24 protein-coding genes are annotated in these 25,949 nt (G+C 62.9%); 11 read left to right on the top strand and 13 right to left on the bottom strand.

Features of this window, described 5'->3' with window-relative positions; translation table 11 throughout:
• Positions 1-9: 9 nt before the first annotated feature.
• Positions 10-2,247 (bottom strand): TonB-dependent siderophore receptor, encoded by a 2,238-nt coding sequence (locus tag PMI26_RS10270; RefSeq protein WP_007976297.1) that lies wholly within the window; start codon positions 2,245-2,247, stop codon positions 10-12.
• Positions 2,248-2,349: 102 nt separating this feature from the next.
• Complete coding sequence (locus PMI26_RS10275; RefSeq protein WP_007976295.1) at positions 2,350-2,844, bottom strand: GFA family protein; 495 nt, start codon at positions 2,842-2,844, stop codon at positions 2,350-2,352.
• A gap of 341 nt (positions 2,845-3,185) precedes the next feature.
• Between PMI26_RS10275 and PMI26_RS10280 the strand changes: the two genes are divergently transcribed.
• The 3 genes from PMI26_RS10280 (at position 3,186) to PMI26_RS10290 (ending at position 6,395) form a co-directional block, all read left to right on the top strand.
• On the top strand, positions 3,186-4,070 hold the full coding sequence (locus PMI26_RS10280) for a LysR substrate-binding domain-containing protein (RefSeq protein WP_007976291.1): 885 nt from the start codon (positions 3,186-3,188) through the stop codon (positions 4,068-4,070).
• 100 nt (positions 4,071-4,170) lie between these two features.
• Positions 4,171-5,295 carry an agmatine deiminase gene (aguA, locus tag PMI26_RS10285; protein WP_007976289.1) on the top strand — a complete coding sequence of 375 codons (1,125 nt, stop codon included), beginning with the start codon at positions 4,171-4,173 and terminating at the stop codon, positions 5,293-5,295.
• A gap of 2 nt (positions 5,296-5,297) precedes the next feature.
• Positions 5,298-6,395, top strand: a complete 1,098-nt coding sequence (locus tag PMI26_RS10290) for an extracellular solute-binding protein (protein ID WP_007976287.1) — start codon at positions 5,298-5,300, stop codon at positions 6,393-6,395.
• 104 nt (positions 6,396-6,499) lie between these two features.
• Here PMI26_RS10290 and PMI26_RS10295 read toward each other — a convergent pair whose 3' ends face one another.
• The 5 genes from PMI26_RS10295 to PMI26_RS10315 all read right to left on the bottom strand — a co-directional run bounded on the left by PMI26_RS10295 (position 6,500) and on the right by PMI26_RS10315 (position 10,785).
• Positions 6,500-7,117: a DNA-3-methyladenine glycosylase family protein gene (locus PMI26_RS10295; protein WP_007976285.1), complete on the bottom strand. Its 618-nt coding sequence runs from the start codon at positions 7,115-7,117 to the stop codon at positions 6,500-6,502.
• Between the two features lie 4 nt (positions 7,118-7,121).
• A complete protein-coding gene (locus PMI26_RS10300) occupies positions 7,122-7,934 on the bottom strand; it encodes an isocitrate lyase/PEP mutase family protein (protein WP_007976284.1) in 813 nt (270 codons plus the stop codon).
• A 35-nt stretch (positions 7,935-7,969) separates the two neighbouring features.
• Complete coding sequence (locus tag PMI26_RS10305) at positions 7,970-9,052, bottom strand: bifunctional transcriptional activator/DNA repair enzyme AdaA (protein ID WP_033048037.1); 1,083 nt, start codon at positions 9,050-9,052, stop codon at positions 7,970-7,972.
• Positions 9,053-9,176: 124 nt separating this feature from the next.
• Positions 9,177-9,797 carry a LysE family translocator gene (locus PMI26_RS10310; RefSeq protein ID WP_007976281.1) on the bottom strand — a complete coding sequence of 207 codons (621 nt, stop codon included), beginning with the start codon at positions 9,795-9,797 and terminating at the stop codon, positions 9,177-9,179.
• Positions 9,798-9,888: 91 nt separating this feature from the next.
• Entirely contained in the window at positions 9,889-10,785 is an 897-nt protein-coding gene (locus PMI26_RS10315; RefSeq protein WP_007976279.1) for a DMT family transporter, read from the bottom strand.
• Between the two features lie 89 nt (positions 10,786-10,874).
• Between PMI26_RS10315 and PMI26_RS10320 the strand changes: the two genes are divergently transcribed.
• Together PMI26_RS10320 and PMI26_RS10325 are read left to right on the top strand one after the other, a co-directional pair.
• Positions 10,875-12,206: an aminotransferase-like domain-containing protein gene (locus PMI26_RS10320; RefSeq protein ID WP_007976277.1), complete on the top strand. Its 1,332-nt coding sequence runs from the start codon at positions 10,875-10,877 to the stop codon at positions 12,204-12,206.
• Between the two features lie 86 nt (positions 12,207-12,292).
• Positions 12,293-12,880, top strand: a complete 588-nt coding sequence (locus PMI26_RS10325) for a LysE family translocator (protein ID WP_007976274.1) — start codon at positions 12,293-12,295, stop codon at positions 12,878-12,880.
• Between the two features lie 208 nt (positions 12,881-13,088).
• On the opposite strand, the gene PMI26_RS10330 is transcribed toward PMI26_RS10325, so the two are convergent.
• The 5 genes from PMI26_RS10330 to PMI26_RS10350 form a co-directional block, all read right to left on the bottom strand.
• The gene (locus PMI26_RS10330; protein ID WP_007976272.1) at positions 13,089-13,922 is read right to left on the bottom strand and encodes an AraC family transcriptional regulator; all 834 of its coding nucleotides are present in this window, start codon (positions 13,920-13,922) and stop codon (positions 13,089-13,091) included.
• Between the two features lie 33 nt (positions 13,923-13,955).
• On the bottom strand, positions 13,956-14,459 hold the full coding sequence (locus PMI26_RS10335; RefSeq protein ID WP_007976270.1) for a VOC family protein: 504 nt from the start codon (positions 14,457-14,459) through the stop codon (positions 13,956-13,958).
• Positions 14,460-14,562: 103 nt separating this feature from the next.
• Positions 14,563-17,052: a TonB-dependent siderophore receptor gene (locus tag PMI26_RS10340; RefSeq protein WP_007976268.1), complete on the bottom strand. Its 2,490-nt coding sequence runs from the start codon at positions 17,050-17,052 to the stop codon at positions 14,563-14,565.
• A gap of 99 nt (positions 17,053-17,151) precedes the next feature.
• Positions 17,152-18,135 carry a FecR domain-containing protein gene (locus PMI26_RS10345; RefSeq protein ID WP_007976266.1) on the bottom strand — a complete coding sequence of 328 codons (984 nt, stop codon included), beginning with the start codon at positions 18,133-18,135 and terminating at the stop codon, positions 17,152-17,154.
• Positions 18,132-18,656, bottom strand: a complete 525-nt coding sequence (locus tag PMI26_RS10350; protein ID WP_007976263.1) for a sigma-70 family RNA polymerase sigma factor — start codon at positions 18,654-18,656, stop codon at positions 18,132-18,134. Before PMI26_RS10350 ends, PMI26_RS10345 begins: the two co-directional genes overlap by 4 nt.
• 360 nt (positions 18,657-19,016) lie before the next feature.
• Here PMI26_RS10350 and PMI26_RS10355 point away from each other — a divergent pair, with 360 nt between their 5' ends.
• From PMI26_RS10355 to PMI26_RS10375, 5 genes are all read left to right on the top strand, one after another.
• Positions 19,017-20,171 carry an NnrS family protein gene (locus PMI26_RS10355; protein WP_007976261.1) on the top strand — a complete coding sequence of 385 codons (1,155 nt, stop codon included), beginning with the start codon at positions 19,017-19,019 and terminating at the stop codon, positions 20,169-20,171.
• A gap of 172 nt (positions 20,172-20,343) precedes the next feature.
• Positions 20,344-20,799: a (2Fe-2S)-binding protein gene (locus tag PMI26_RS10360; protein ID WP_007976259.1), complete on the top strand. Its 456-nt coding sequence runs from the start codon at positions 20,344-20,346 to the stop codon at positions 20,797-20,799.
• Between the two features lie 7 nt (positions 20,800-20,806).
• Positions 20,807-22,975, top strand: a complete 2,169-nt coding sequence (locus tag PMI26_RS10365; RefSeq protein WP_007976257.1) for a xanthine dehydrogenase family protein molybdopterin-binding subunit — start codon at positions 20,807-20,809, stop codon at positions 22,973-22,975.
• Between the two features lies 1 nt (position 22,976).
• Positions 22,977-23,558: a hypothetical protein gene (locus tag PMI26_RS10370; protein ID WP_007976255.1), complete on the top strand. Its 582-nt coding sequence runs from the start codon at positions 22,977-22,979 to the stop codon at positions 23,556-23,558.
• Between the two features lie 74 nt (positions 23,559-23,632).
• Complete coding sequence (locus PMI26_RS10375) at positions 23,633-24,214, top strand: GGDEF domain-containing protein (RefSeq protein ID WP_007976253.1); 582 nt, start codon at positions 23,633-23,635, stop codon at positions 24,212-24,214.
• A gap of 156 nt (positions 24,215-24,370) precedes the next feature.
• On the opposite strand, the gene PMI26_RS10380 is transcribed toward PMI26_RS10375, so the two are convergent.
• Positions 24,371-24,796, bottom strand: a complete 426-nt coding sequence (locus PMI26_RS10380) for a VOC family protein (protein WP_007976250.1) — start codon at positions 24,794-24,796, stop codon at positions 24,371-24,373.
• A gap of 113 nt (positions 24,797-24,909) precedes the next feature.
• On the opposite strand from PMI26_RS10380, the gene PMI26_RS10385 reads away from it, so the two are divergent.
• On the top strand, positions 24,910-25,776 hold the full coding sequence (locus tag PMI26_RS10385; RefSeq protein WP_007976247.1) for a LysR family transcriptional regulator: 867 nt from the start codon (positions 24,910-24,912) through the stop codon (positions 25,774-25,776).
• Positions 25,777-25,949: the final 173 nt, after the last annotated feature.

The raw sequence follows: 25,949 nt of genomic DNA, 5'->3' as shown, positions 1-25,949 counted from the left end.
TGTCCAGCTTCAGAAATCCCACGTGGTGGTCAACATCACGTTGCGTGGTTCGCCGTAGTACGTGGTGTCGAAGTTGCCCAGGCCCGTCAGGTAGCGTTTGTCGAAGACGTTGTTGGAGTTGACGGTGAAGCTCAGGTTCTCGTTGAACTGGTAGCGGCTCATCAGGTCGACGAGGGTGTATCCACCTTGCTTGATGCGGGTGTAGTCGCCCACGGTCGGGCTGTAGATCTTGCCGTAGAACGCGCTCTGCCAGCTGATGCCGCCACCGATGGTCACCTTGTCCAGTGCGCCGGGCAGGCGGTAGGTGGTGAACGTACGCACGACGTGTTCCGGTTTGCTGGTGGACAGCGGGAAGCCGAAGATGCGCTGTTCATCAGCGTCACGGGTGCGGGCGTAGGTGTAGCCGGCCGATACGTTCCAGCCCTCGGCCACTTCACCGGCCAGTTCCAGTTCCACGCCTTTGGTGGTCGCGCCGTCGACGGCTTTGTAGATGCCTTCGTTGGTCACCGGATTGGTGCCGATCGATTCAGCGAGGTTGTCTTGCTCGATGCGGAAGAGGGCCAGGCTGGCATTCAGTCGCCCGTCGAAGTAGGCGGCTTTCAGGCCGGCTTCGTAGCTGTCGCCTTCGACCGGTGCCAGGGTCGAACCGTTGATGTCTTTGTAGGTTTGCGGCTGGTAGATGCTGGTGTAGCTGGCGTAGGCCGAGTAGGTGTCGTCCAGGTCATAGACCACACCGGCATAAGGCGTGACCACGCCATGTTCCTTGTAGCTGGCATGGGTGTCATCGAGTCCCGCACTCGGGTAGTACGAATAGTCTTCGTTGTACTTGAAGGTGCTCAAGCGGCTGCCGAGGATGATCGACAGGTCATCGGTCGCGTGCAGGCGCGTGGCCAGGTACAGGCCGTTCTGGCTTTGGGTGCGTTCGTACTTGCCGTTCTTCGGGAAGTCCTGTTCCGGCAGATCGCCGTTCCAGTCGTAGATGCTCCCCGGGACCATGGCGAAGGCACTGGTGTCGAAGGTCGCGCCGGTCTGGCGCGAGTGGGAGGCCATGAAGCCGGCCACCAGTTCATGCTCGCGGCCACCCAGGGAGAAGGGGCCGGTGACGTTCACGTCAGCGGTGTTTTGCACCCGATGACCTTCCCAGCGACCCCAGTACAGGAACATGCCTTCACCGGTGGCACGGTCCGGGTTGCCGCCACTGGCCGAGGCCAGGCGAGTGTCGTGATCGGTGGTTTTCTGGTCGACAGTGGCCTTGAACGTCCAGTCGTTGGCCAGGGCCTGTTCCAGGGAGGCGAAGTAGGTGATGTCGTCGAAGTCGCGACGACTCCAGTCGGCGCCCGGGTTGAAGTGACGAGGGAAGTCGGTACGGCCGCCGTCCGAAAAGTAAACCGGGTTGCCGGTCCAGGACGAGCCGCGCGGAGTGGCGCTGGACTTGTCGACGCCGAAGGTCAGCAGGGTGTCGGGCGTCAGGTCGGCTTCGAGGACGCCGTAGAACAGGTCCTTCTTCTGGCTGTAGTGATCCTGGTAGGAGTTCTTGTCGGAATAAGCGCCGACAAAGCGGCCACGTACGCTGCCGGAATCGTTCAGTGAACCGGAAATGTCGCCGACGCTGCGATAGGCATCCCACGAACCGACGGTGCCGCTGATCGACGCCTTGAATTCCTTGGTCGGCTTCTTGCGGATCAGGTTGACGGTGGCGGACGGGTCGCCCGATCCGGTCATCAGGCCGGTCGCACCCTTGACGATTTCGATGCGGTCCAGGCTGGAGGCGTCGTCGCTGTTGCTGGGGTTTTCACCGTAGACGCCGTCATAGGGGATGTTGATGCCGTCGTACTGAAAGTTGGTGATGGCAAAGCCACGGGCGGAAAACTCGGTGCGGTCACTGTCGTACTTCTGCGTCGAAATGCCGGGGGTGTTGCGTAGCGCGTCGCCGATGGTCTGCACGCCGCGGTCGTCCATCTGCTGGCGGGTGATGACGGTCACCGATTGCGGCGTTTCGCGGATCGACAGGGGCAGGCCGGTGGCCGAAGACGTTGAACCGGTAGTGTAGGAGTGGGTGCCTTCAGTGGTGGCGCCCAGCGCCTGGGCGGAAATGTTCGTTGCGCCCAGCTGCAGTACGCCGTCGTCCTTCGCCGGCTTCTTCTCGGCATCGGTATCAGCGGCGTGGGCGGCGAGGCTCAGCAGGGCGGCGGGCAAGGCCAGAGGGCACAGGGCAAAACGGAAACGGGCGACAAGCGGGTGCGACATGGGGATCCCTTTGCATCAAATCGATCGGTAGTTGAAGTGCTTCTGAGGGGTTAACCGAACGAAACATGCAAAGGGGAACTGCAGCCTGGAAAAAACTGATAACTATTCTCGGCGAGCCAGGCCGAGACGCTGATGCCACTGGGCGATGGATTCTTCAGGGTACAGATCGAACTGCTGATCCCCGGGCTGCGCCTGGACCTCCACCCACGGCGCTTTCGAGCCGAGCATCAGGTGCGTGTGTTCCGGCGGCACCGGCAGCGGCGTGTCGATGGCAGAGGCGAACGGATGAATCAATTCCGGCCACTGCGGGCTGAACAGCCACAGGCCCGAGCCGCAGACCGCACAGAAATGCCGCTCGGCGCTGCTGCTGTGGGCGCGTTTGTCGCCTTCTTCCTTGAGCCGCGCATGGTAAATCGCGATGTGCTTGCGCCCGCGCACCTTGAGGCTGGCGGCATCGCCACCGAGGTTGATCGCATAGCCGCCACCGCCCTGGGTCTTGCGGCAGATCGAACAGTAGCAACGCTGGTACGGGTAGGGGTGGGCGCAGGTCAGGCTGAACGACACCGCGCCGCAATGGCAGGAACCTTCGAGTTGCATGGGAGCCTCCGGCTGTCTTGAGCGTACCCGGAAAAGCCTAGACCGTTAGCGTGACTCGACAGGCGAGAAAAGCCAGGGTGAGTTCGGCTTCGCCGCTTTGTGCGCGGGTCACGTCCAGCATGTGCCGGGTGCGGGTGGATGTCATGATCCATAAGGGAAGGTGATGGGCGGGTGGATTTGTGGTGAATGGGCCGGCCCATTCGCGAGCAAGCCCGCTCCCACATTTTGAATGCGATCCCCTGTGGGAGCGGGCTTGCTCGCGAAGAACGATAACGCGGTCCCACTGGACGCCTGCCAAAGGCCAAGTCAGCATGTCCCCCTCGAAACCGGGACACGACCTGATGCGACGATTACCTTCCCTGGCAGCCCTGCGAACCTTCGAATGCGCCGCCCGCCATGCTCATTTCGGCCGGGCGGCAGCCGAGTTGTGTGTCACCGACAGCGCGGTTAGCCACCAGATTCGCCAACTCGAGGAGCAGCTCGGTGTGCCGCTGTTCGTGCGCGAAGGCCGGCAGATTCGCCCGACCCTGGCCGCCGGGCGCCTGATGCAGAGTTTGCAGCAGGCGTTCGAACTGATTGGCGATGCCTGCGACGAACTGCGTGATCCGTCATCCCTGGCGGTGTTGCGTCTGGCGGTGACCGCCGAGCTGGCGCAAAAGTGGCTGATGAGCCGTCTCACGGATTTCTATGCGCGCTATCCGCACATCACCCTGCACCTGTACGAACAACCGATCGACGCCACGGCGCCGGGGGAAGACATTGACCTGGCGATCACCTACGGCACCGGCCCGGTGGACAGCAGCGCGTATTTCGTCCGGCCGCTGCCGGCGTTGCAGTTCTTCCCGGTGTGCAGCCCCGGCCTGTTCAACCAGGGCATGCTGAAAACCCCGAAGGACCTGGCCCGCCATTGCCTGCTGCACGACGACCAGGACGGCAAGACTTGGACCGCGTGGCTCACCAGCCATGCCGGTGACCAGCGCCCCGACCGCCAGTTGTATTTCGCCCATGCGGGTCTGGCGCTGGAGGCGGCGGCACAAGGGCAGGGCGTGGCCATGGGCGACAACCTGACGGCCCAGGAAGACTTGCTCAGCGGCCGCCTGGTGCGGCCGTTTACATCGAGCATGACTGCCCTGGGACAATACGCGCTGGTGTGCGAACGGGTGCGGCTGGAACGTCCGGCAGTGGCGCAGATGCTGGAGTGGTTCAACGATCAGTTGCTCGATTGATGAGTTGAATTCAAGTATTCCGAAATAATCATCGTTGGCGAGCCAGTCGCCAACGCCCTTAGCCTGTGGTCATTCCAATCCCTGCCTAAGAGGTTTGACCATGGCCCGTTTGCTCGACACCACTCCCAAACAGGACGGTTTCCGTCTGCCCGGCGAATTCGAAGCCAAGTCCGGTTGCTGGCTCGGCTGGCCGGAGCGCACCGACGTCTGGCGCAACGGTGCCAAGCCTGCGCAGAAAGTCTGGGTGCAGATCGTCACTGCCATTTCCATGAGTGAGCCGGTCACCGTGTGCGCCTCGGCGGCACAGTTCGCCACCGCGCGCCGCCAGTTGCCGCCGCAGGTGCGTGTGGTGGAAATGACCTGCAACGACACCTGGTTCCGCGACAGCGGCCCGTGCTTCGTGGTCAATGACCAGAGCGGCGAAGTGCGCGGCGTCGACTTCGAATTCAATGCCTACGGCGGGCTCGACGGCGGCCTGTACTACCCGTGGGACAAGGACGACCAGATCGCCAGCAAGATCCTCGAAATCGAACGCTTCGACCGCTATCGCGCCCCCTTGATTGCCGAACTGGGCGGCATCCAGAGCGACGGCCAGGGCAGCATCCTCACCACCGAGCAATGCCTGCTCAATCGCAACCGCAACCAGCATCTGGGCAAGGACGAAGTCACCCGTCGACTCACCGACTACCTCGGCGCCGAGCAGGTGATCTGGTTGCCGCGGGGCTGCAAGTTCGACGAAACCGATGGCCACGTCGACGACCTCGCCTGCTTCGTGCGCCCCGGTGAAGTGGTGCTGCAATGGACCGACAACCGCGACGACCCACAGTGGGAAATCTATCAGGAAGCCTATGACATCCTGCGCAGCACCCGCGACAGTCGCGGCCGCGAGCTGATCGTGCACAAGCTGCCGCAGCCGGATGTGCTGGAATGGACGGCCGAAGAAGCCGAAGGGCTGGACCAGCAGGACAGCACCCATACCCGCCAGGCCGGGACCAAGATCTGCGCCTCGTACATCAACTACTACGCCGGCAACAGCGCCATCGTGGTGCCGCTGTTTGGTGATCGCAACGACAAGGTGGCGCTGGCGACCCTGGCCGAACTGTTTCCGAAACACAGCATCGTCGGCATCGAAAACTCCCGGGAGATCCTCCTCGGCGGCGGCAACGTCGCGTGCATCACCATGCCGCAGTACGCCGGCACTGCTTGCAACAAAAAGGGAGTTTGAATATGGGCCTGCACAAACTGACTCAAGCAATACTGCTGGTGCTTGCACCCCTGTGTGTGCAGGCCGCCGACACCGCCAGACCGGTGGTCAACCTGTACATCTGGGGCGAGTACCTGGCCCCGGACACCTTGAAGAATTTCGAGGAAAAAACCGGCATCCATGTGGTGGTCGATCATTTCGATTCCCTGGAAACCGTCGAGACCAAGCTGCTCACCGGCCGCAGTGGCTACGACCTGGTGTTGACGGCGGGGCAGCACCTGTCGCGCGCCATCGAGAGTGGCGCGGTGCAGACGGTCGACAAGCAGCAACTGCCGCATTTCGCCGGCGTCGGCGAGGAGTTCCGCCAGCACATGGCGGTGTTCGATCCGGGCAACCGCTATGCCGGGATCTACGCCTGGGGCACCACGGGCGTGGGTTATCAGGAGCAGGCCGTGAAACAGCGCCTGGCCGACGCGCCGACCGACAGTTGGGCGATGCTGTTCGACCCGGCCGTGGTCTCGAAATTCGCCGATTGCGGGGTCAGCCTGCTCAACGATCCCAATGAAGTGTTCGCGGCGGTCATGAAGTACATGGGGCTAGACATCAATCGCCAGAGCCTCGACGACCTGAAACTCGCCGAGCAGCAACTGGCGAAGATCCGGCCGTACATTCGCTACTTCGACAACGACCTGAACATCAGCGACCTGGCCAACGGCAACACCTGCGTGGCGATGTCGTGGAACGGCAACGTGGGCATCGCGGCGGGCCAGGCCGAGGCGGCGGGTAAACCCTATTCGCTCCAGTACCGGATTCCGAAGGAGGGCACGTTGATCTGGTTCGATGCCATGGTCATTCCCAAGGATGCGCCGCATCCGAAGGCCGGCCTGGCATTAATGGACTACCTGATGACCCCGCAAGTGATTGCGCCGATCACCGACACCATTCATTACGCCAATGCGATCACGGCGGCGGATGACTTGATCGACCCGGCGATCCGCAATGATCCGGGGACGTATCCACCGGCCGCGGTCAAGGCTTCGCTGTACAGCAAGAATGACAATGGCAAGGCGTTCAACCGGGCGTTGATCCGGGCGTTCAGCCGGTTGAAGTCGGGGTTGTGATGCTGTGTTGACTGGGCTGACGTCTTCGCGAGCAAGCCCGCTCCCACAGGGGATTGCATTTCAAATGTGGGAGCGGGCTTGCTCGCGAAGAACGATAACGCGGTCTACCGCCCGGGCACCCGCCATAGATACCAGGCCGCCACCGTCCGGTAAGGGCTCCACGCCGAGCCGATCTCGATCATCTGCTTGCGCGTCGGCTGCACCTGAAGCCCCTTGAGCCGGCGATAACCCTCACGCACGCCAAAGTCATCGGCGGGCAGGATGTCCGGGCGTTCCAGGCTGTAGATCAGCAGCATCTCCACCGTCCAGCGCCCCACCCCGCGCAACGTGATCAATCGCTCGATCAGCGCTTCATCGTCCATGACCAGTGCCGTGGCGTAATCCGGTACCACACCGTCCAGCGATGCCTGGGCGATACCCTGGATGGTCGCGATCTTGCTCGCGGAAAATCCGCAACTGCGCAATCGGTCGAAGTCCGTGGCGACGATCTGTTCAGGCCGGGGAAAGGCACCCGAACCGAACAGCGCCAGCAGCCGCCCGACAATCGCATCGCCGGCCTTGGCGTGCAGTTGCTGATAGGCAATCGCCCGCACCAGCGACTCATAGGGATCACGCGCGGCATGCGGCTGGTGCAGGCAGGGGCCGGTGGCGTCGATGTGGCGGCGCCAGTCGTCATCGATGGCGGCCAGGAACTCACTGGCAGCCCGATAGCCGTCGGCCATGGGCTCAGGCTTTCCCGGACGGTTTCAACAGGGCGTTGATTTCGCCATAGGTGAAAGCCTTCAGGTTGTGGCTATCGAACTTGCCGGTTTGCAGAAAGCTTTGGGCAATACCGGCCATGGCACCGTAGAGGAATTCGGCGATGCCGGAACCGGCGCTCAGACGGCGTACGCCGAGCGCTTCAAGCGCTTCGGGCGACGGCAGGCCCGGGAACCCCAGTACATTCAATGGCAACGAGGTGCCGTGGCACAGCGCCTTGATCTCATACTCGGCGGTAACGCCCGCCGCAAACAGGCCATTGGCACCGGCCGCCTGATACAGCGCGGCGCGCCTGAGGGTTTCGGCGACGCGGTCTTCGGCAGGCACCAGGCCGCGCAGGTAGACATCGGTGCGCGCATTGATGAACAGGTTCACGTTACGTCGATCGGCCACCTGGCGCGCGGTTTCAATCTTGCGTACCAGCAACTCCGGCGGCGAGGAACCGTCCTCGATATTGATCCCGACCGCGCCGGCGGCGATCACCGCGTCAACCACCTGTGCCACCCGTTCCAGGTCATCGGAGTAACCGGCCTCGATGTCCACCGTCAGCGGCACCGAAATGACCCGGGCAATCGACTCGACGGTCGAGACCAGACGCTCAAGGGGCAGGGTGTTACCGTCCGGATAGCCATGCACCCAGGCCACCGCCGCGCTGCTGGTGGCCACCGCCTTGTTGCCCAGTTGCTCCACCAGTCGCGCCCCGGCGGCATCGGCGACGTTGGTGAGGATCAGCAAACCTTCGTGATGCAGTTGGTGCAGTTGATTGTCGAGCCTGTCCATCGAGTTTCCTTCCTTATGAAAAGCCTGTGGGGGGATCAGAGCGCCAACTGCTCCGTGAGCTGCACCGCAGCGTTTTCCAGCCTGAGCAGAAACGCCTTGCGCGGCTGGCCTCCAGCGTAGCCGGTCAGCGAGCCGTCGGCGCCAATCACGCGGTGGCACGGCACAACAATCGATAAGCGGTTATGCCCGTTGGCCAGGCCTACCGCCCGGCTGGCACCGGGCTTGCCCAACGTCGCCGCTATGGTGCCGTAGGTGGTGGTCTGGCCGTAGGGGATCTTCGCCAGTTCAGCCCAGACGCGGCGGGAGAACTCGCTGCCGGGCATGTGCAGGGCAACGCTGAACTCAGTCAGCGTCCCGGCGAAATACGCCGACAATTGCGCTTCGATCTGCTGCAAATGGGTGTTGTGCCCCGGGGCCACGGCATAACCAAAACGGTTTTGCAGCGCTTCGATCGACGGGGTCAGTGAGGCCTGATCGAGAAACTCCAGCAGCACCAGTCCGCGCCGTTCGGCCATGGCGATCATCGGCCCCAGCGGGGTGGTCAGGCGGGTGAACAGCAGCGGCTCGCTGTTGGCCGCGCGACCCGGGGTGATGTGAAACGACTTTTGAAAGGCATCGCGAAAGCCGCTCAGGGACTCGTAGCCGGAATCGAAGGCGACGGCGTCGATGGAGTCACCCTGTTTGATCCCGCCCAACGCCGTGCCCAGGCGCCGGGCGCGCAGCCACGCGTGGAAGGTCATGCCGAAATGCTGCTTGAACCAGCGACGCAGTTTCAGCGGCTCGATGCCTTGGGCCAGTAGCTGGGCGTCGGTCCAGCGCTGCTCCGGGTCGGCGTCTACCGATTTGAACAGGCTCAGCACCCAGTCCGGCGCGCTGGCGGCGGTGTCCAGCGGTTTGCAGCGCAGGCAGGCGCGGTAGCCCGCCGCCAGGCATTGCTGCGCGTTGGCAAAGAACTCGACATTCTCAGGCTTCGGGCTGCGAGCGGTGCAGCCGGGGCGGCAGAAGATGCCGGTGGTCTTGACCGCCGTGAAGAACACGCCCTCGTAGGAGGTGTCTCGTTCGAGCATGGCGCGAACCATCTCGGCGCGGGGCGGGAGCAGCGTTTTTTGTAGGTTCATGGGCGCAGCATAGAGGGCGTCATGGGGGACCTCCACCGGAAAATCGACAGCGAATTCCGGACTGGAAATTGATCTCACCCTGTGGGATCGCCGCACCGCCGCTCCCACATTAAAAGCAAAGCCTTCAGGCGCGGCGCGCCATCAGGAGTATCGAAGCCGCCGCCGACAGCAACCCGGCGCAGCAGCGGTTGAACAGGCGCTTGCCGGACGGCCTGGCGAACCAGCGGCGCATGTGCAGGCCCATGTAGGCGTAGGCGCCGATGGCGATCCATTCCAGCACCAGGAACAACGCGCCCAATACGACGAACTGCGGCGCAATGGCCTGGGTCGAGTCGACGAATTGCGGCAGGAACGCGGTGAAGATCAGGATCGCCTTGGGGTTGCCGGCCGCCACCAGGAACTCCTGCCGGGCCAGTGCCAAGGTGCCCGCTGGTGCGCTGGTGGCGACGTTCTCGACACCGGGATCGGCACGCCACAATTGCCAGGCGAGGTAGAATAGATACGCCGCCCCCAGGATCTTGATGGCGTAGAACAACAGCTCTGAGGTTTGCAGCACCACCGCCAACCCCGCCGAGGCCAGGGCAATCATCCCGGCGAACGCCAGCAACCGGCCGATGCCGGCCACGCACGCGGTGCGGTAGCCATAGCGGGTCGAATTGCTGACCGACAGCAGGTTGTTGGGGCCGGGTGCCATGTTGAGGGCGAAGCAGGCCGGCAGAAACAGGGTGAGGGTGGCGAGGTCCATGGTCGGCTCCTGTAGCAAGAGCGCTATTTTTATCACAGCCCGGCGGGGGTCAGACCCATACAGTGATGGGCGTAAACCACCGTATCAGGGCTTATTTGGCGAATTTTTTCGCCCCGGCGACGCACAGGATCACGGCGACGGTCACACCCAGCATGCCGAGGCTGACCTGTTCATGCAGCAGGGTCGCCGCCAGGGTCAACCCGAAAAACGGCTGCAGCAACTGCAATTGTCCAACGGCGGCGATGCCCCCTTGGGCCAGGCCGCGATACCAGAACACGAAACCGATCAGCATGCTGAACAGCGAGACGTAAGCCAGGCTGAACCAGGCGGGCGTGCTGATGCCGCTGAACGAAACCGGCATGCGCATCCAGCTGAGCAGCGCCACGACCGGCAGCGACAGCACCAGCGCCCAGGAAATCACCTGCCAGCCACCGAGGGTGCGCGACAGCTTCGCGCCTTCGGCATAACCCAGGCCACAGGCAAGGATCGCCAGCAGCATCAGGATGTCGCCCTGCGGGGAGGCGCTCAGCCCCTGGGACAGGGCAAAGCCGACCACCAACAGGCTGCCCAGCACCGAGAAAATCCAGAACGCCGCCCGTGGTCGCTCGCCGCCGCGCAGCACGCCGAACACCGCCGTCGCCAGGGGCAACAGGCCGACGAAGACGATGGAGTGCGCGGACGTCACGTATTGCAACGCCAGGGCTGTCAGCAGGGGGAAACCGATGACCACGCCAAGGGCGACTATGATCAGCGGGACCAGTTGCTGGCGCGCCGGGCGTTTTTCCTTGAATAGACCCAGCAGGCACAGCGCCAGGACCGCCGCGATGGTCGCCCGCGCAACCGTCAGGAACACCGGGTCGAATTCCAGCACCGCCACCCTGGTCGCCGGCAGCGAGCCGCTGAAAATCACCACACCGATCAGTCCGTTGATCCAGCCGCTGGTGCTGTTTTCCAACGTCCGGTGTTGCAGGTTCGAAGTCCGTTCCATTTGGCTCACGCTCATTGTCTGATTGCACGAAACCCATCGTATGAGCGAGTATCGATACAATCAAAAAATTGTCATGGATACATCTCGACATGCCTCGATCCCGTTATAAAACGCTGGTGGATGCCTTTGCCGCCGACATCCGTTCCGGGTGTTTGCCGCCGGGCACGCGCCTGCCGACGCACCGGCAACTGGCAACCGAGCACGGTCTGGCGCTGGTCACCGCCAGCCGGGTGTATGCCGAGCTGGAGGGCATGGGCCTGGTCAGTGGCGAAACCGGTCGCGGGACCTTTGTCAGGGAGACCTCGCTGCCACCGGGGCAAGGCATTTCGCAGCACGTGGTGGCGGCGGGGATGATTGACCTGAATTTCAACTATCCGTCATTGCCCGGCCAGGCCGACCTGCTGCGCCATGCCTTGCGCCAACTGGCGCTGTCCGGAGACCTGGAGGCGCTCCTGCGTTACCAGCCCCACGCGGGGCGCCTGCATGAGCGGGCCTCGGTCGCGCGTCATCTGGTCGAGCGCGGGCTGAACGTGCCGGCCGAACAGGTGTTGATCGTCAGCGGTGCCCAGCATGGCCTGGCGGTGACGCTGATGACGCTGCTCAAGCCCGGCGATGTCATCGCCGCCGATGCGCTGACCTATCCCGGTTTCAAGACGCTGGCCGAAACCCTGCATCTGGAAGTCTTGCCCATTCCAGTCACGGAGACCGGGCCCGATCTGCAGGCCCTGGCAAAACTCTGCCGCAGCCGATCGGTGCGCGCCGTTTATTCGATGCCGACCCTGCATAACCCGCTGGGCTGGGTGATGGAGGCCGGGCAGCGCGAGGAACTGGTGGCGATAGCGCGCCAGCATGACCTGACGATCATCGAGGACGCCGCCTACGCGTTCCTGGCCGAAAACGTACCGCCACCGCTGGCCGAGCTGGCGCCGGAGAGAACGGTGTACGTGTCCGGTCTGTCGAAGAATATCGCCACCGGCTTGCGCGTCGGCTTTGTCGCCGCACCGGCGCAATGGATCGCCGCCTTCGAACGCACCATCATGGCGACCACCTGGAACACCCCCGGCGTGATGACCGCCATCGCCACGGCCTGGCTTGACGATGGCACCGTCGTCCAGCTGGAAGCGCAAAAACGCGCGGACGCCCGGGCCAGACAAGCCCTGGCCCGCGAGGTGTTGGCGGGGCTCAGGACCGTCAGTCACCCGAGTTCCTACTTCATCTGGTTGCCCTTGGCGGAAGACGCCCGGGCCGACCAGATCGCCATGGCGCTGATGCGCGAGCAAGTGTCGGTGTCGCCGGCCGAGCCCTTTGCGACTTCAGCCCATGTGCCCCACGCGATACGCCTGGCGTTGGGCTCGGTGGACATGGACTCGCTGCGCATTGCCCTGACCCAGGTAAAAAACGTCGTCGGCTATTACTCGTAGCGCTGCAGGGCAGTTTTGTTCAATATGCGAGCCGCTCGGCTCATTACCTTGAGGGCCTTGTTCAACTCGATGGAAGAAGGTGTGCAATGAGTCTGATGATGTCCATGGCGGCGTTTGCGCTGGTCGCGTCCATCACCCCGGGGCCGGTCAATATCGTGGCGTTGAGCGCCGGCGCGAGGTTTGGCTTCCGGGCCAGCCAGCGTCACGTGGCCGGGGCCACGCTGGGGTTTGTCCTGCTGTTGGTGCTGATGGGGCTGGGCCTGCATGAGTTGTTACAACAGTGGCCGGCGTTGACCCAGGGGGTGCAATGGGCCGGCGTAGCCTTTCTGTTGTACATGGCCTTCAAGCTGGCGGCGGACAATGGGCAGGTGCAAGCCAGTGAGTCGGCGCAGGCTCCGTCGATGCTGTATGGCGCGATCATGCAATGGCTCAACCCCAAGGCCTGGCTGGCCTGCGTGGCCGGCATGGGCGCGTTTGTCGCCGATGGCGAGGCTCGTCTGGTCTGGCAGTTTGCCGCGATTTATCTGGTGATCTGCTATGCGTCGGTGGGTTGCTGGGCCTATGCCGGGACGTTTTTGCGCGGGTTTCTGAACAATCCGGCAGGGATGCGGTTGTTCAATCGGGTGATGGCGGCGTTGTTGGTGGTGAGTGCGGTGTATCTGGTGTTGCCGTAGCTGCAATCAACACAGGTTTTGTGGCAAGAAAGTACTTTGTGGCGAGGGGGCTCGCCCCCGTTCGGCGGCGTAGCCGTCGTAAATCCTGCATGCAGAGTATGTCTGAAAGAGCGCCGAGGGCCGCTTCGCAGCCCAACGGGGGCAAGCCCCCTCGCCACAGGGGAGAGTCAGGTTCAAGAGCATCTTTGCCAAGAGGTATTGTGCTGCCTCACCCCCGATACTGCCCCGGTGTCGCCGCCAGATGCTGTTTGAACGCCCGTTGAAAATGCGCCTGATCGGCGAACCCCGCTTCCAGTGCCACGTCCGCGATCAGCTTGCCGCTGCGCAATTGATCCCGGGCGAACTGGATGCGCCGGTTCACCAGGAACGCGTGGGGCGTCATGCCGTAATGCTGTTTGAAGGCGCGGATCAGGTAGGACGGTGACAATTGCGCCGCCTCACAAATGTCTTCGAGCCTGAGGGTTTGCGTGCAGTGGTCGCGGATGTAATCGGCGGCACGCTCGAGCTTGAAATTGGGTTCGCGCAGCGGTTGATCGACCGGGTTGAGTCGTAGCTGTACGTCAGTGAAAAATTCCACGGCCACGCTGTGCTTGCGCAGGACATCCTGCTGTGGGTCGACCAGCACTTCATACAAGCCTGCGAGGCCGGCAAACAGCTGGGCATCCCGCGTATGGGTCGCTGAAAAGCGGCGGAACGCGGCGTCATCGCTGAACCCGAGCTGATGCTGCAAATCGGTCAGCCACGGCGTATCGACGTACAGCATCAGGTACGACCAGGGTTGGTCTTCGATCGGGTTGCAGGCGTGGACGTCGCCGGGGTTCATCAGCACCACCGTGCCGGCGCTGACCTCGAAGGCTGACTGCTCATGGAGATAGGTGCTGCGCCCGGCGGTGATCGCCCCGATGGAAAAGTGTTCGTGGGCGTGCCGGGTGTAGCAGACCTCGCGTCCGTCGGCGATGGCGCGGGCTTCGATGAAGGGCAGGGCGTCATCGCGCCAGAAGCGCGGGGCCTTGTCGGCGTTCTTGGCAACGGCGTGCTTCATGCTCACTCCTCGGCAGGTCAGCGCCCGAGTGTATTAGCTCTCGCCGTCAAAGGCTCGTTGCAGTGTGGCGATATCGAGTTTTTTCATTTGCATCATCGCCTGCATGGCCCGTTGGGATTTTTTCGTGTCGGGGTCTTTGAGCATGTCCATCATCGCGATGGGGACGATCTGCCACGACAGCCCGAACTTGTCCCTGAGCCAGCCACATTGCTGGGCCTCGGGCGCGCCACCGGCCGACAGGTTGCCCCAGTAATGGTCGACTTCTTCCTGGGTCAGGCAATTGACCTGAAACGAAACCGCCTCAGTGAACTTGAACAGGGGGCCGCCGTTGAGGCCGGTGAAACTCTGGCCGTCGAGTTCGAAGCTGACGGTCATGACCGAGCCTTCGGGCCGGCCGTGGAATTCGAAACCGGCGTGGCCGTAATGGGTGATGGCGGTGATTTTCGAATGGTCGAAGATCGAGCAATAGAACTTCGCCGCTGCTTCGGCCTGATCGTCGAACCACAGGCAGGGCGTGAGTTTTTGTACGCGTTGCATGGCGGGCACTCCTCGGCAGGTTATGCATGCAGGAATACAGCGTAGCCAGCCTGAGTGGGGTCGGCAGTACCGTAGATCGCCAAACAGCCGTTTCAGGGCGCGATCAGAACGCCCACCGGGTGGTCAGTTGCACGGTGCGCGGTTCGCCATAAAACCCGGTGCCGAAGTTGCCCAGCCCGGTGTAGTAGGTTTTGTCGAACAGGTTCTTCACGTTCAGCGTAGTGCTCAGGTGCTCGTTGAAGCGATAGCGCGCCATCGCGTCCACCAGGGTGTAGCCCGGTTGGGCGATCGTTGTGTACTGACCGAAGTTCACCGTATCGGCGGGGTCGGGACGGAACACCTTGCCGAAGAATTCGCTTTGCCAGTTCACCCCGGCGCCGACGGTGAGCCCGTCCCACGCGCCTGGCAGGCGGTAGGTGCTGAAAACCCGCACCAGCTGTTCCGGTGCCGTGGTTTGCAGCACCGAACCGTAGACGTAATCACCCTGGGCATCGCGGGTGTGGTTGTAGGTGTAGCCGGCCGACAGGTTCCAGCCGTCGCGCAACTCGCCGGCCAGTTCGAACTCGAAGCCCTGGGTGGTGGCGCCCTGGACGGCGCGGTACACCGACTCGGCATCAACGCCGCTGACATGTTCGGCGATGTTGTCCTGTTCGATGCGGTACAGGGCGAAGCTGGCGTTCAGGCGCCCGCCAAAGTATTCGGCCTTGATGCCCGCTTCAAGACTTTTGCCCTGTACCGGATCGAGCAGTTGGCGGTTGGCGTCCTTGCTCATTTGCGGCTGATAGATGCTGGTGTAGCTGGTGTACACCGACCAGGTGTCGTCGAGATCATAGACAAGCCCGGCGTAAGGCGTGACGACACCGCTCTGGCGATAGCTGTCGCGCAGGTCGGCGCTGTGCGGGTCGCTGTAGTCCAGGTCGTCGTGTCCGCTGAAGTTACTGACACGTGCGCCGAGGATCAGCGCCAGGTCGTCGAGGGGTTTGAGCCGGGCGGCCAGGTAGGCGCCGGTCTGGCGCTGGACGATGTCGTCGGTGCCCACCCGGGGGATCTCGGGTTTGGCAAACTCGCCGCGCCAGTCGAAGAGGCTGCCGTCCACCGGTGGATACACCGAGCCGTACACCGGGATGTCCTGGCGCGTGTTCATCGACATGAACCCGGCGATCAATTCGTGCTCGCGACCTGCCAGGGTGAACGGACCGCTGAGGTTGACGTCGATGTTGTCCTGCACTTGGTCGCCCTTGAACTTGCCCATGTACATGAACATGCCGTCACCGCTGACCGGGTCCGGGTTGCCGCCACTGGCGGAGGCGAGGAAGGTATCGTGCCGGCGGTGCTTGCGGTCGTAACTGACCTTGAGTGCCCAGTCGTTGGCCAGTTGTTGCTGCACGGTGGCGAACAGCGTCTGGTTGGTGAAGTCGCGGCGGCTCCAGTCGGTGGCCGGGTTGAAGGAACGGGAGAAATCGGTGCGCGAACCGTCGCTGTAGTACATCGGGAAACCGGTCCAGCTGGCACCCCGGGAGCGGGTGTCTTGCTGGTCGATACCGAGGGTGACGAGGGTGTCCGGGGTCAAGTCGGCTTCGACAATGCCGTAGGCGATGTTTCTGGTGTTGCGGTAGTGATCGATGTAGGCGCTGCGGTCCTGATAAACCCCGACCAGACGCCCGCGGACATTTCCGTTGGCGCTCAGCGGACCGGATACATCGCCTTCGCTGCGATAGGTGTCCCAGGAGCCGACGGTGCCGCTGACCGAGGCTTTGAATGCCGGGGTCGGGCGCTTGCGAATCAGGTTGACGGTCGCCGAGGGATCACCCGCCCCGGTCATCAGGCCGGTCGCGCCCTTGATGATTTCGACGCGGTCATAGGGGGCCATGTCGGTGCTGGTGGTGCCGTAGTCGTAGACACCGTCGTAGTCGGTATTGACGCCGTCGTACTGGAAGTTGGTGATCGGCAGGCCACGGCTGGAAAACTCCCAGCGCTCGCTGTCGTAGTTTTGCACGCTGATGCCGGGCGCGCGGCGCAGGGCGTCGACGATGCTGGTGGCGCCCTGGTCGTCCATGAGTTGGCGGGTGATGACCGTGACCGATTGCGGCGTCTCGCGCAGGGACAGCGGCAGGCCGGTGGCTGAAGACGTCGAGCCGACGGTGTAGGAACGGGAGTCTTCGCTGATGGTCCCGGGGGCCTGCCCGGAAATGTTGGTCGCCCCCAGTTCCAGCGCATCTTGTGCCACGGGAGCGGCGTGCAGCACATACCCGCCGTTCCCCTGACGTTGCGCTTGCAGGTCGCTGTCTTGCAGCAGTCGTTGCAATGCTTGCTGCTGACTGTAGACACCGTTGAGGCCAGGGCTGCGTTTGCCGGCAGCGAGTTCATTGTGTCCGGCGAGAAAGATCCCGGCCTGTTCGGCAAAGCGGTTGAGAACGCTCACCAGCGATCCGCCGGCGATTGTGTAATGGCGTGTCTGGTTGCCGGGTTGTTCGCTCTCGACCAGAGGGGCGGCTTGACTGCGGGACACGTCTTGGCCCGGCAAGACCACCGCCAGCGCCAGCACCAGCGGATGCAAGGCGAAGCGCTGGCGAGTAAGGGGGGCGCGCGGCATGGAGTTCCCGGAGGTCGGATCAATCTGCATTCGTAGTGCTTGAAGGATTAACCGAGCGAAAAAGGCAAAAGGGAACCGACGCGCCGGAAAAAAACCTCATCAGGTTTTCGGGCCTACGTTGACCCACCACTCCAACGGCTTGTGCACCCGGACCGGCAATGCCGCTTCCAGCAGGCGCAAAGCCTGATCGGTGTCCTTGAGCGGGAACGCACCCATGACCGGCAGCCCGGCCACCGCCGGGTCACAGCCCAGATGCCCGGGGCGATAGCGGCTCAATTCTTCGAGCAACTGCCCCAGCGGCAGGTTGTCCGCCAGCAACAGGCCGCGGCGCCAGGCTTCGCGGCCGGCCGACGCTGCGGTCGGTGTCGGTGTGTGGTCTTGTGTAAAGCACAGCTGCTGTCCGGCCTTGACCACCTGCACCTGACCCTGGGTGGTGCGGACTTCAACCGCGCCTTCGTAGACATTCAACAGCGTTTGCCGGTCTTCCTGGCGCACGCTGAAACGCGTACCCAGCGCGCGCAGGCGGCCCTCGACGGTTTGCACCAGCAGCGGGCGACTGGTGTCGCTGGCGGTGTCGATCAACACCTCTCCGGCCTGCAACAGCAATAACCGTTGTGCGGTGTCGAAACGTACATCCAGCGCACTGAGGGCGTTGAGCCAGATCCGGCTGCCATCGCTGAGCCGGGCTTCCCGGGTTTCGCCGGTGCCGGTGGAGAGGTCGGCGGTCCAGCGGGCCAGGGACAGCGGCAGGGCGCCTTGCCGCCATGCGCTCCAGCTGAGCCAACTGCCCGACACCAGGACCAGCAGGCTCTTGACCGTCTGGCGGCGGCTGATGGAAGCGCGGCCGCTGTTGCGTAATACGTGGCCGGCCGCTTGTTGATGATTGTCCTGTAGCGCGGCAAAGCGCTGACTCACGCGCTCGACATAGTGCCACGCGGCCTGATGCTCGCCGCTTTGCGCCAGCCAGGCTTGCCAATGCTCGCGTTCCTGCTCGCTGGCGTGGTGATCGTTGAGTTGCACGTACCAACTGGCCGCCTGTTCGAGGCTGGCGTGGCTGATGGCGTTGGCGGCGGCGCGGGTCATTGAATCAGCAGGCCGTCGAGTTCGGCTTCGAGCATTGCGCAATGCATCAGCGCCTGGGCCAGGTACTTTTTCACCATGCGCTCGCTCACGCCGATTTCTACGGCAATGTTTCGGTAGGGCAGCCCATGCACCTGCGCCAGAACGAACGCATCACGCACCCGCTGGGGCAAGCGCAGCAGCATGGCATCCACTTCGTACAGGGTTTCAACGATGATCGCCCGCTGCTCTGGCGAAGGCTGGGTGGCCTGGGGTTGCGCGGCCAGGGTCTCGAGCCAGGCCTGTTCCAGCTGGCGACGACGCCAGTGGTCAATGCACAGGCCGCGGGCGATGGTCGCCAGGTAAGAGCGTTCGTGGGTTTCCCCGTCAAACACCTGAGGACGCTTGAGTACCCGGATGAAGGTGTCATGGGCCAGGTCTGCGGCATCGAACGCATTGTTCAAGCGTCGGCGCAGCAACGCGTGCAGCCAGTGGTGGTGGCTGGCGTAGAGGTTCTGGACGCAGGAGGAATCGGCAACCGTCATCGTGAGCACATGTCCAAGGGCGATCCGTACGCTTATGCAAATAAGAATTGATCGCGATTAAAACAAAAGGCCTACGACTGTGCAAATGATATTGGTTTGCTTTTATCAGGGTTGACCCGGGTTAGAATGAGTTTGCAGTCGATATGACTCGTGTGTGAGTCATAAGGACTATTTTTTCTATGAGTCAAATTGACTGCGATATTCTTATATCATTGATTTACAAATATATTTATCGTTGGCACGAAACATGATGCAGGTTGCGTATAACTGAACGCCTTCAGGAAAACGCAAAATGTCCGACTTCTTAAGCAACCTTCATGGATATTGCCAGAGCCCAAGCCTGCTCCAGGTGGTGGCTTGATGCGTAAGCTTGGCGCTGCAGCGCTTTTCAGTGTTGGTTTTCGGCCGTTCTTTCTGGCCGGAGCCGGGTTCGCCACCCTCGCCGTGGCGGTCTGGGCAGTGTGGCTGTACGGCCGTTTACCCCAAGCGCACCCCCTTGGCGGCATGCTGGCCTGGCATCGACATGAAATGCCCTTCGGATTTGCCGCGGCCATCATTGCCGGGTTCCTCCTGACCGCGGTGCCGAACTGGACAGGTCGGCCGGGGCTCAAGGGCTGGCCGCTGATCGGCCTGGTGCTGGTGTGGCTGCTGGCGAGACTGGCCTGGTGGCTGCCGATGCCTGCGTTCTTGCTGTTGGCCTTGCAGGTGCCTTTTCTGCCGCTGCTGGCGTGGGCGTTGGCGCGCGACCTGGTGGCTGCGGGCAAGCGCGAGAATTATCCGATTCTGTTGATGGTGTCGCTGCTGGCCGGGTGTCAGGCGTTGACGTTGCTGGGGATTGCCATTGATGACGGCAACCTGCAACGGCATGGCGTGCTGGCCGCCCTGTGGCTGGTGGGTGCGCTGATGAGTGTGATTGGCGGGCGGGTGATCCCGTTCTTTATCCAGCGGGGCTTGAACCGCCCGGCAACGGCTGTGGCCCATCCGTTGCCGGGCAAGGTGCTGCTGGTCAGCGCCATGCTGGCGGCGGCGTCCTTTGCCGTCGGTTTGAATGACGTCCCCCGTGTGTGGCTGGCACTGCTGTTTGCGTTGATCAGCGGTTTGCATCTGCTGCGCCTGTGGCGCTGGCATGACCGCGGCCTGTGGCGCGTGCCGCTGCTGTGGTCGTTGTACCTGGCTTACGCCTGGCTCGCCGTGGCTACGCTGGCCATGGCGCTGTGGCACCTGGGCTGGCTGGCGCAACAAAGCCTGGCCACCCACTCGCTGGCCGTCGGCGGTATCGGCGGGTTGATTCTGGCGATGATCGCGCGGGTCAGCCTGGGGCATACCGGGCGTTTGCTGCAGCCGTCCGGGGCGGTCGTTGCGGGGTTTGTCCTGGTGTTGCTGGCGGGGGCGTGCCGGGTAGGGCTGGTGCCTTTTTCCAGTCTCGGATTGGCGCTGTCGGCGTTGCTGTGGTGTAGCGCTTTTGCGCTGTTCGTCTGGCGCTACACCGGGATTTTATTGGGGCCAAGGCTCTAGCGAAGGGTTCCAGGGCCGCCCATCGAGGCGGCCTTTGCATGACCGGTGGTCGATGCGCCAAGGTCTGGCGGCAAATCTGCGCTTAGCTGAAGGGATAACCCGAGGCGCGCGCAGGTTGTAAAAGGCTGCAGCGACGCCCCTTCAGATCACCGTGAGTCTGAGGAACCGCGCCATGCTCACCCTGAACATCAATGGCCAGGATCAGGAGCTGGATGTCCCCGCTGACATGCCGTTGCTCTGGGTCTTGCGCGATGTCGCCCACCTCACCGGCACCAAGTTCGGTTGCGGCATGGCCCAATGCGGCGCCTGCACGGTGCACGTTGACGGCGCGCCGCTACGCGCCTGCATCACACCGGCCACCGCCGTCGCCCATGGACAAAAGATTCTCACCATCGAGGGCCTGTCGGCGGACGGCTCGCATCCGGTGCAACAGGCCTGGGCGGAGCTCGACGTGGTCCAGTGCGGCTACTGTCAGTCCGGGCAGATCATGTCGGCGGCAGCATTGCTGGCGAAAATTCCCAAACCGACCGACAGCGACATCGATCAGGCGCTGTCCGGCAACATCTGCCGCTGCGGCACTTACCCGCGGATTCGCGCGGCGGTCAAGCGCGCCGCCGAGCTGGGTTGAGGTGGCCATGAACAGCACCAACGGGTTATCGCGCCGGGGTTTTCTCAAGGGCAGTGCTGTGCTGGGCGGAGGGCTGGTGGTGGCGTTTGTCATGCCCGGCGCCCACCGGTTCGCCATGGGCGCGGAGAATCAGGGCAACGTCTTTGCCCCCAACGCTTTCCTGCGCATTGGCAATGACAACAGCGTCACCGTGTTGCTCGGCCATTCGGAAATGGGCCAGGGCATCTGGACCGGCCTGACCATGCTGATTGCCGAGGAACTGGACGCCGACTGGTCGAAGATCCGCGTCGAGCATTCCCCCGCATCGGCCGCCGATTACGGCATGCCCGGGTTTGGCGGGATGCAGATCACCGGCGGCTCGACCTCGACCTGGATGGAATTCGATCGCTATCGTCTGGCCGGCGCGGCGGCGCGCTTGATGTTGATCGATGCCGCAGCCAAGCGTTTCAACGTCGCTCCCTCGCAGATTCATACAGAGTCGGGCGTGGTGGTTGCCGGTGAGCATCGCGCCACCTACGGCGAGTTGGCCGATGACGCCGGACAGCTGCCACCGCCGGACCCGGCCTCGATCAAACTCAAGGACGCGAAAGACTGGCGGCTGATAGGTAAACCCACAAAACGTCTGGACACACCGGAGAAAATCACCGGCCGGGCGAAATTCGGCATGGACGTGCAGTTCGAGGGGCTGATGACGGCGATGGTCGCCCGTTCGCCCACCTTCGGCGGCAGCGTCAAATCCTTTGAAGGCGCCGAGGCGCTGGCGATTCCCGGCGTGCACAAAGTGGTGCAAGTGCCGACGGGCATTGCGGTGATTGCCGATCATTACTGGGCGGCGAAGCTGGGGCGCGATGCGCTGAAAGTCGAGTGGAACCCGGGGCCGAACGCGGGGCTCAATAGCCGGGCGCTGCTGGAAAGCTTCCGCAAACTCGCCGCCACCCCTGGCCTGAACGCTGGCAAGGCGGGCGATACCCCGGCTGCGCTGGCGAAAGCGGCCAAGACCATCGACGCCGAATACAGTGTGCCTTACCTGGCCCACGCGCCGATGGAACCGCTTAACTGCACCGTGCGCATCAGCAAGGACAAGTGCGAAATCTGGACCGGTACTCAGTTCCAGACCCTGGACCAGATGGTCGCGGGGCAAATCACCGGGCTCAAGCCGGAACAGGTCGAGATCCATACCGAGTTTCTCGGCGGCGGCTTCGGGCGCCGGGCCAATCCGACCTCGGACTTCGTCAGCGAAGCGGTGCATGTCGCCAAGGCCGCCGGGATGCCGGTGAAAACCGTATGGGCGCGGGAGGACGACATCCGCGGCGGCTATTACCGTTCGGCGTTCCTGCACCATGCGCGTATCGGGCTGGGCGCTGACGGCCTGCCGCTGGCCTGGAAGCATGTGATGGTCGGGCAGTCGATCATGGCCGGGACCTCGCTCGAAGCGAGCATGGTCAAGGACGGGATCGACAAGACCTCAGTCGAAGGCGTGGCCGATAGCCCTTACTTCGAAGGACTGGCCAATCACCAGATCGAACTGCACTCGCCGCAAACCGGGATCAGTGTGTTGTGGCTGCGTTCGGTGGGCCACACCCACACCGCGTTTGTCATGGAGTCGCTGATCGATGAACTGGCGACGGCGACCGGCAAGGATCCGGTGGAGTACCGGCGCACCTTGCTCAAGGACCATCCGCGCCACCTCGGTGTGTTGAACCTGGCGGTGGAGAAGGCCAACTGGACGGCGCCGCTGCCCGATGGCCATGCCCTGGGTGTGGCGGTACATGAATCCTTCGGCAGTTACGTGGCCCAGGTGGCCGAGGTGTCCGAGGACAACCTCGCTATCCGCGTGCACCGGGTGGTGTGTGCGGTGGATTGCGGCATTGCGGTCAACCCGCAGAGCATCGCCGCGCAGATGGAGTCATGCATCACCTTCGGCCTGAGCTTCGCCTTGCACAGCAAGCTGACGCTCAAGGACGGGCAGGTGGTGCAGTCCAACTATCACGACTATCAGGTGCTGCGGCTCAACGAAATGCCGGTGGTCGAAGTGCATATCGTGCCCAGCAGCGACAAACCCGGCGGTATCGGCGAAACCGGTGTGCCACCCACGGCGCCGGCGGTGGCCAACGCGGTGTTTGCCCTGACCGGGCAGCGCCTGCGCGAACTGCCCTTGCAGCTGTCGGGGGTGTGAGATGAAACGACATCACTGGTTGCTTGGGGCGGTGATTCTGATCTGTCTTGTGGCCTACGCGTCGCATGTATTCGCCGATGACCGCGAGGCCTTGCAGGCGTTCGACACCGTGCAGAAAGTCTTCCAGAGCCCGCGTTGCCAGAACTGCCACATTCCCGGGGATTCGCCGCTGCAATTCGATGCCGGCGTGCCCCACGCCATGAATGTCGTGCGTGGCATGGACGGCAAGGGCGCCGCCGGGTTGCCCTGTGCAACCTGCCATGCGCAAAGCAATCCACCGGCCAGTTATGGTCCTCATGCGCCACCCGGGGCGCCACACTGGAGCCTGCCGCCGGCAGCGCAGCGGATGGCCTGGATCGGCCTGCCGGCCGACCGTCTGTGCGCGATGATCAAGGATCGCGCCAGCAACGGCGACCGGGATTTCGCCGCGCTGATCAAGCACGTCAGCGACGACAAACTGGTGCTGTGGGGCTGGAATCCCGGTGGCAATCGCGCGCCGGTGCCGGTACCGCACGACATCTTCGTCAGCCAATTCAAACGCTGGGCCGATGCAGGAGGGCCGTGCCCGGTGGCGGGTAGCTGACCAACGGCACGCTTGCAGGGAGTCAATGCGGGTATGGGCGACTCTAACGTGCATACCTGCAATGGGAGTGAACGATGTTGATCTCAGGCAAAACGGGCAAATCGGGTCGTTCCGCGAGCCCGTTGCTCACGCCACAGCAAGAACGGGAGCGGCTGCGTGAAATGGCGCGCCAGGCCGAGCGAGAGCTGGCGGGCGTGCAAATGGCAAGCATGGATGAGCTGACGCTGCTGTCCAATCGCCATGGCTTCACCGCGCTGGCCCGGCTCGGGCTGGAGGCTTGCCGGGCGCTGGAGACGCCAGCGACGCTGCTGTACTTCTCCCTCGATGAGTTCAAGCGCATCAGCTATCTGTATGGCCGGGCCAAAGGTGACGATGCGCTCAAGACCTTCGCCGATGTCCTGCGCATCGGGTTTCGAGAAAACGATGTGGTCGGCCGGCTCGAAGGCGACCGCTTCGTGGCGCTGCTGACCGGGTCCGGCACCGTGGAGACTGCGGCGATCAAGGCACGACTCAATGAGATACTCGACGAGCGCAACGCTGCGGCGCATCGCAGTTATGACATTCACTTCAGTGTTGTCCAGGTTGAATATGACCCGGTTGTTCATGGCTCGATCGAGGAGTTGCTGGAGGAGGCCGAAAGTGTGATGAGCCGTTAGGGCTGTGTTGTGTTGGCGGGCCTCTTCGCGGGCAAGTCGAATCGTCGCACCGCCGCTCCCACAGGGTCTTGTGGTCATCCAATCAATTGAGAACAACGCCGACCATTGTGGGAGCGGGCTTGCTCGCGAAGGCGGCCTGACAGGCACCGCATATCCTCACTTGGCAAACAACTGCCCAATATCCCTGAACGCCTTGAACTCAAGCGCATTTCCGCAAGGATCAAACAGAAACATCGTCGCCTGTTCGCCCACCAGCCCCTGAAAACGAATCCCCGGCTCAATCACGAAGTGAGTTCCCAGCGACTTCAGCCGCTCGGCCAGCGCTTCCCACTCTGCCATCCCGAGCACCACGCCAAAATGCGGCACCGGCACATCGTGGCCATCCACGGCATTGGTGTGGGCTGCTTCTTGCGAAGGGTTTTTCGGCGCCAGGTGAATCACCAGTTGATGGCCGAAAAAATTGAAATCGACCCAATGGTCGCTCGATCGACCTTCTTCCAGGCCAAACACCGCGCTATAAAAGTGCCGGGCGGCGGGCAAGTCGTAGACCGGAATGGCTAGGTGAAAAGGGGAGAGTTGCATCGGGCGAACCTCGGTAGTGGGTGGGCGTGTGTTGAGTTTAGTCCTGTGCTTTTTGATTGAAAGACGATAATTTTTGCGTCGAGCTCAAATTATTTCGATCAATCGAGACCGCCATGCTGCGAGAACTGAAAACCTTTGTCGCCGTGGCGCGTCACGGCACCTTCGCCGCGGCCGGCATGCATATTGGTCTGACGCAGTCGGCTGTGAGTGCGCAGATTCGCAACCTGGAACAAGCCCTGGGCATCCGTCTGTTCGACCGCACCGGCCGCCAGGCGCTGCTCAATGCGGCGGGGCAGCGTGCGTTGCCGATGGCCAGGGAAATGCTCGAAACCTTCAGCCGTATGGCGGTCAGTGACGATGTCAGCGAGTACCGTGGCGAGTTGAGAATCGGCGCGGTGGCGACCGCCCAGACCGGGTTGCTGCCTCAGGCGCTGCTGCGATTGCGCCAGCAGGCGCCCTTGCTGGAGCCCAAGCTGGTGCCCGGTGTGTCACTGAACCTGTTGAGTCAGGTGGACACCGGAGAAGTGGACCTGGCGATCCTGATCAAGCCGCCATTCGAACTGCCCAAGGAGTTGTCCGCGCAGGTGATACGCCGGGAGCCGTTCGAGCTCATCGTACCGGCGGACCTGGACGGCGATGATCCGTTGCAACTGCTCGCCGAGCACCCGCATGTGCGCTACGACCGCAATTCGTTTGGCGGGCGACTGGTGACGCGGTTTTTGCGCGAACAGCAGATCGAGGTGCACGGGGCACTGGAGCTGGATGAACTGGAGGCCATTGTCAAAATGGTCGAGTGTGGGTTGGGGATTTCGTTGTTGCCGCAGGCGGGGTTGTGGCTTGAGCATGGGGCCGGGGTGCGGGTCATCCCCTTGGGCGAGTTGACGTTTTATCGGGAGATTGTGTTGTTGCAGCGGTACAGCCAGCGTAATCAGCCGATTCAGCGGTTGTTCGCCCAATGTCTGACGCCGGTAGCTGACTGAACATAACCCCCTGTGGGAGCGAGCTTGCTCGCGATGGCGGAATGACATTCACCATTGATGTCGACTGACAGATCGCTATCGCGAGCAAGCTCGCTCCCACAGGGGATTGCATCAGACCTGAAATTACGGGCATAAAAAAACCCGCCAATAGACAGGCTGTGTGAAAACCTAGC

Source organism: Pseudomonas sp. GM33, assembly GCF_000282295.1.
Lineage (GTDB): Bacteria > Pseudomonadota > Gammaproteobacteria > Pseudomonadales > Pseudomonadaceae > Aquipseudomonas > Aquipseudomonas laurylsulfatiphila.
This window is presented reverse-complemented; position numbering and strand designations above follow the sequence as displayed.

Excerpts from the sequence above, each read along its gene's own strand:
- PMI26_RS10270 (WP_007976297.1), bottom strand. The coding sequence starts at position 2,247 with ATGTCGCACCCGCTTGTCGCCCGTTTCCGTTTTGCCCTGTGCCCTCTG.
- PMI26_RS10275 (WP_007976295.1), bottom strand. The coding sequence starts at position 2,844 with ATGCAACTCGAAGGTTCCTGCCATTGCGGCGCGGTGTCGTTCAGCCTG.
- PMI26_RS10280 (WP_007976291.1), top strand. The coding sequence starts at position 3,186 with ATGCGACGATTACCTTCCCTGGCAGCCCTGCGAACCTTCGAATGCGCC.
- aguA (WP_007976289.1), top strand. The coding sequence starts at position 4,171 with ATGGCCCGTTTGCTCGACACCACTCCCAAACAGGACGGTTTCCGTCTG.
- PMI26_RS10290 (WP_007976287.1), top strand. The coding sequence starts at position 5,298 with ATGGGCCTGCACAAACTGACTCAAGCAATACTGCTGGTGCTTGCACCC.
- PMI26_RS10295 (WP_007976285.1), bottom strand. The coding sequence starts at position 7,117 with ATGGCCGACGGCTATCGGGCTGCCAGTGAGTTCCTGGCCGCCATCGAT.
- PMI26_RS10300 (WP_007976284.1), bottom strand. The coding sequence starts at position 7,934 with ATGGACAGGCTCGACAATCAACTGCACCAACTGCATCACGAAGGTTTG.
- PMI26_RS10305 (WP_033048037.1), bottom strand. The coding sequence starts at position 9,052 with ATGAACCTACAAAAAACGCTGCTCCCGCCCCGCGCCGAGATGGTTCGC.
- PMI26_RS10310 (WP_007976281.1), bottom strand. The coding sequence starts at position 9,797 with ATGGACCTCGCCACCCTCACCCTGTTTCTGCCGGCCTGCTTCGCCCTC.
- PMI26_RS10315 (WP_007976279.1), bottom strand. The coding sequence starts at position 10,785 with ATGGAACGGACTTCGAACCTGCAACACCGGACGTTGGAAAACAGCACC.
- PMI26_RS10320 (WP_007976277.1), top strand. The coding sequence starts at position 10,875 with ATGCCTCGATCCCGTTATAAAACGCTGGTGGATGCCTTTGCCGCCGAC.
- PMI26_RS10325 (WP_007976274.1), top strand. The coding sequence starts at position 12,293 with ATGAGTCTGATGATGTCCATGGCGGCGTTTGCGCTGGTCGCGTCCATC.
- PMI26_RS10330 (WP_007976272.1), bottom strand. The coding sequence starts at position 13,922 with ATGAAGCACGCCGTTGCCAAGAACGCCGACAAGGCCCCGCGCTTCTGG.
- PMI26_RS10335 (WP_007976270.1), bottom strand. The coding sequence starts at position 14,459 with ATGCAACGCGTACAAAAACTCACGCCCTGCCTGTGGTTCGACGATCAG.
- PMI26_RS10340 (WP_007976268.1), bottom strand. The coding sequence starts at position 17,052 with ATGCCGCGCGCCCCCCTTACTCGCCAGCGCTTCGCCTTGCATCCGCTG.
- PMI26_RS10345 (WP_007976266.1), bottom strand. The coding sequence starts at position 18,135 with ATGACCCGCGCCGCCGCCAACGCCATCAGCCACGCCAGCCTCGAACAG.
- PMI26_RS10350 (WP_007976263.1), bottom strand. The coding sequence starts at position 18,656 with ATGACGGTTGCCGATTCCTCCTGCGTCCAGAACCTCTACGCCAGCCAC.
- PMI26_RS10355 (WP_007976261.1), top strand. The coding sequence starts at position 19,017 with ATGCGTAAGCTTGGCGCTGCAGCGCTTTTCAGTGTTGGTTTTCGGCCG.
- PMI26_RS10360 (WP_007976259.1), top strand. The coding sequence starts at position 20,344 with ATGCTCACCCTGAACATCAATGGCCAGGATCAGGAGCTGGATGTCCCC.
- PMI26_RS10365 (WP_007976257.1), top strand. The coding sequence starts at position 20,807 with ATGAACAGCACCAACGGGTTATCGCGCCGGGGTTTTCTCAAGGGCAGT.
- PMI26_RS10370 (WP_007976255.1), top strand. The coding sequence starts at position 22,977 with ATGAAACGACATCACTGGTTGCTTGGGGCGGTGATTCTGATCTGTCTT.
- PMI26_RS10375 (WP_007976253.1), top strand. The coding sequence starts at position 23,633 with ATGTTGATCTCAGGCAAAACGGGCAAATCGGGTCGTTCCGCGAGCCCG.
- PMI26_RS10380 (WP_007976250.1), bottom strand. The coding sequence starts at position 24,796 with ATGCAACTCTCCCCTTTTCACCTAGCCATTCCGGTCTACGACTTGCCC.
- PMI26_RS10385 (WP_007976247.1), top strand. The coding sequence starts at position 24,910 with ATGCTGCGAGAACTGAAAACCTTTGTCGCCGTGGCGCGTCACGGCACC.